4 protein-coding genes are annotated in these 4300 nt (G+C 51.3%); all 4 read right to left on the reverse strand.

What is annotated here, in order from left to right:
• Positions 1 to 173 precede the first annotated feature (173 nt).
• Complete coding sequence (locus ACTHUE_RS11585; protein WP_107811048.1) at positions 174 to 1517, reverse strand: aldehyde dehydrogenase family protein; 1344 nt, start codon at positions 1515 to 1517, stop codon at positions 174 to 176.
• A gap of 79 nt (positions 1518 to 1596) precedes the next feature.
• On the reverse strand, positions 1597 to 2256 hold the full coding sequence (locus ACTHUE_RS11590) for a MarC family protein (RefSeq protein ID WP_070459823.1): 660 nt from the start codon (positions 2254 to 2256) through the stop codon (positions 1597 to 1599).
• A 1-nt stretch (position 2257) separates the two neighbouring features.
• On the reverse strand, positions 2258 to 3409 hold the full coding sequence (gene rodA, locus ACTHUE_RS11595; protein ID WP_107811047.1) for a rod shape-determining protein RodA: 1152 nt from the start codon (positions 3407 to 3409) through the stop codon (positions 2258 to 2260).
• On the reverse strand, positions 3402 to 4300 hold an 899-nt coding region (locus ACTHUE_RS11600; RefSeq protein ID WP_440423518.1), incomplete at its 5' end, for a penicillin-binding transpeptidase domain-containing protein. The genes ACTHUE_RS11600 and rodA, both read right to left, overlap by 8 nt.

The raw sequence follows: 4300 nt of genomic DNA on the forward strand, positions 1-4300 counted from the left end.
GGGAAGCGGTCGATGTGTTTGACGATCATGGCTTGGACGGTTTGCTGAAAGAAGGTGGTCATGGAAAATCCCCTAAATGTCTTAGTAGGAATTTAGGGGATTTTGGGGAATTTTGCAAAGGTCTCAGGCCGTCTGAAATCGGGTTTTCAGACGGCCTGAGTTAATGCAACAGTTTATTTTTGCCAATAGGTTTTGACGTTGACGAATTCGTACAGCCCGAATTCTGATAGCTCGCGTCCATAACCTGAAGCTTTGACGCCACCAAAAGGTAGGCGCAGATCGCTGCTGGTGTGGCGGTTGATAAAGACAGAGCCTGCTTGAATTTTTTCGGCGTATTGCCATGCATTTGCCGTGTCGGCTGTGTAGATACAGGCGCCGAGGCCGAAAGGTGTGTCGTTGGCAAGTGCGACGGCGTGATCCGGATTGTTGGCGCGTAAAATCATGGCAACTGGGCCGAAGACTTCTTCGTGCCAAACGCGGCAGTTCGGGTTGATTTGATCCAATACCGTGGCAGGGTAAAACCAGCTTTCTCCCTCAGGGATATAACCGCCGCTCAAGCACTGCGCGCCATGTGCAACCGCATCTTGAACCTGCTCGTGTACGGTTTGACGCAGGTCTTCGCGGTGAAGCGGGGCAAGGGTAGTGTTCGGGTCTTTGGGATTGCCGGTTTGCAGTTTGGCGCATTCGGCAAGGAAGAGCGGGATAAATTGTTCGGCAATATCTTGGGTAACAACGATGCGCTTGGCGGCATTGCAGGATTGTCCGGCATCGCGAAAGCGCGAATAGCAGGCATCGATGACTGCACGTTGCAGATCGGCATCAGGCAGGATAATAAACGGATTGCTGCCGCCCAGTTCAAGGACGGTTTTTTTCAGATGTCTGCCCGCATGGGCGGCCAGCAAGCGACCGGTATGGGTCGAACCGGTAAATGCCATGGCATCGGTATCTTCAATGGCTTTAAGCGTGTCTTCATGGTTTAACCATGCGCCGATAAGCGGCAAACCTTTGGGGACGAGGTTGAAGAGTGTTTCGCTGACGCGGGCGACACTGGGCGCAGGTTTGACCGCGCAGGCATTGCCGGCACAGAGGGCAGGGATGGCAAATCGTAAAATCTGCCAAACAGGGTAGTTCCACGGCATGACTGCCAAAACAACGCCCAAAGGCTCGAAGCGGACTTGGCTGAGGCTGGCTTGAGTGGCGATGGTTTTATGGGCAAGCAGTTCGGGGGTAAGGCGGACGTAATAGCGGATAAGCTCGATGGATTTGCTGATTTCGGCACGGCATTCGTGCAGGCAGCGTCCGACTTCTTCGCAGACCATTTCAGCAAGGCGTTCTTGGTTTTGGGTAAGGCTGTCGGCAAATTGTTGTAAGAGGGCAGTGCGCTCGATAATGCTTGATTGTGCGAAGGTTTGCTGAAGGGTTTGGAGGCGGTTTAATTCGTCGGTGAACTCGGTATAGCTTTGCGCCGGTCTGCGGTAAATGGTTTCTCCGGTGAAAACGTGGGTGCTGTGAAACATGGTTGACTCCTTTGTTTTTATGTTTTTATGAGGCCGTCTGAAAATGTTTCAGACGGCCTTTTATTGTGATGATTGTACTTCAAGCGACCAGTTGGGGGAAAATGGATTTTAAGCCGGCAACAATAATCTCTACGGAAATGGCGGCAAGCATCATGCCCATGATGCGGTTGAGGATGGTCAGGCCGGTAGTGCCCAAGCGTTTGCTGATGCGTCCGGCCACGACCAGAATGAAATAGCAAATCAGGCTGACCAAAAAGCCGGAGATGATAATTAGGGCAATATCGCTGTAATTTTTGGCGGCAGAGGAGTAAATGATGACGGTAGAAATACCGCCGGGACCGATGGTAATCGGAATGGCAATGGGTACGACGGCAATGGCTTTTTCATTGCGGCGGATTTGTTGCTCATGGTGATGCTCTTCTGAATTGGGGTCGATTTTGGGCTTGGCAGGATTATTGTTGCCGTTCATTAAGGAGATGGCAATCAGCAAAACCAGAATACCGCCGCCGACTTGGAAAGAGCCCACGCTGATACCAAGTACTTTCAACAAGATACCGCCACTCAGTGCAAAGACGATGATTACGATGAAAACGGCCAATGCGGCAGTACGCGCGATTCTGCGCTTTTCTTTGGTGCTGTGGTTTTGTGTCAGATCAAGATAGATTGAGAGCGCGCTGAAAGGATTAATCAGCACGAGAAATGCCACAAGCAGCTTGCCGATTTCTACACCCAGTTCCATATTATTCCTCGCTTTCAGTTAGGTCATCGTTATCCGCATTACGGCGGCGGAGGTTTTTGTGTTCGTTGGCAATACCCATCAGCAGGGCGAGCACCACCATGATGGAAAGTGTAGCCGTACCGCCGTAGCTGACCAAGGGGAGGGGGACACCTACGACGGGCAAAATACCGCTGACCATGCCCATGTTTACAAAGGCGTAGCAGAAAAAAGTCATGGTCAACGCGCCTGCCAAAGTACGACTGTAAAGGGATTGCGCTTGTGCGGCAATCCACAATCCGCGTGCCAGAATGATGAGGTAAACCAGCAGTAAAAGGATATTGCCAATCAGGCCGAATTCTTCGCCGAATACTGCGAGAATAAAGTCAGTCGTTGATTCGGGAATATAGTCTAAATGGGTTTGCGTACCGTTGAGCCAGCCTTTACCCCATACGCCGCCCGAGCCGATGGCAATCATGGATTGGATGATGTGGTAGCCTGCGCCTAACGGGTCTTTGGTTGGGTCGAGCAGAGTGAGGACGCGGGTTTTCTGGTAGTCGTGCATGCCGTAATTCCACAAGAGCGGCAAAGCGGCCACAAAGGCAATAATGGCGGAAAAAATAGCCTTCCAAGGCAATCCGGCAAAGAAGATGACAAAAATACCCGAAGCCATAATCAGTGCTGCCGTACCCAGATCTGGCTGCTTCAATATCAGGGCAACAGGAACAAGAATCAGAACGAGGGCAACAATATAATGTACCCATTTCAGACGGCCTTCATAGCGTTGGAAATACCACGCGACAGTCATGGGAATACCGATTTTCATGATTTCGGAAGGTTGGATACGGGTAAAGCCGAGGCTCAGCCAACGTGTCGAACCGTTGACGGTAACGCCGGCAACTTCGACGCCAATCAGCAGTAATACGCCGACAATGTAAACAGGTAGGGCAACTTTGGCAGCCATTTGCGGCTTGAATACGGCGATAATCCATAAAAGGACAAAGCCCAAAACGGTATGGATGGTTTTGTTTTCCAATTGGCCGAACTCTTGCCCGTCTGCAGAATAGAGCAGGAACAGGCTCATGATGTAGATGGCGAGCATGGCAAAAAACAGCCAAGGGTCAATCGGGGCCGCAATGGTGGATTTGAAATTTTTCCACACTGATGTGTTATTCATGATGAACCTCCGGCTGTGAGGCAGGGCTTGTCGGCGTCAGTCCGTAGGCAGATTGGAAAATGCTGGTAATAGGCTGATGCTTGTCCGTTGTTTCAGTTTTGGCTAAATCTGACTCAAGGCCGTCTGAAAACTGTTGCGGCTTGACGTGAAGCATATAAAAATCAGTCATTTCACGGGCCAATGGCGCGGCATACGCACCCCAGCCGCCGTTTTCCAAAATAACGGCAATGGCAATTTCAGGTTTTTCCAATGGCGCAAACGAGATAAACCATGCGTGGTCGCGGTGTTGTTCGCGCAGGGCTGCGGCATTGTAGCGGCCGCCTTGTTTAATTTGTACGACTTGGGCTGTACCGGTTTTACCGCCCATCGTATAGGCGAGTCCGCCACCGATACGGTGCGCCGTACCACCCGGTTTCAATACCTTTTCCATTGAGCGTTTGACGTATTCGAAGTTATCGGCTTTGAACGGAATTTGACGCTCAGGATTGGGGTTGATACGGGTAATTTTGCGCGCGCCGAAATCCAATACTTCTTTGACCAAATGCGGCTGATAAACGACACCGTTATTGGCCAGAGATGCTGTCGCATGTGCCATTTGCAAAGGCGTGTAGGCGTTGTAGCCTTGGCCGATACTGACGGAAACCATCTCGCCGGCGCGCCATTCTTTGGCAGTCGGGTCGGAAGATTTGGCAAAGCGTTTGGCTTTCCATTCGCGGCTGGGCAAAACGCCTGTGTATTCGCTGGGCAGGTCAATGCCGGTTTTCTGGCCGAAACCGAATTGCGCCAGATACGGAGAGGCTTTATCGATACCCATTTCGTAACCCAAACGGTAGAAGAAGGTATCTGAGGATACTTGAATGGCTTTGCTCAAGTTGGCCGAGCCGTGACCGC

The sequence above is a fragment of the Neisseria sp. P0021.S005 genome (assembly GCF_051956955.1).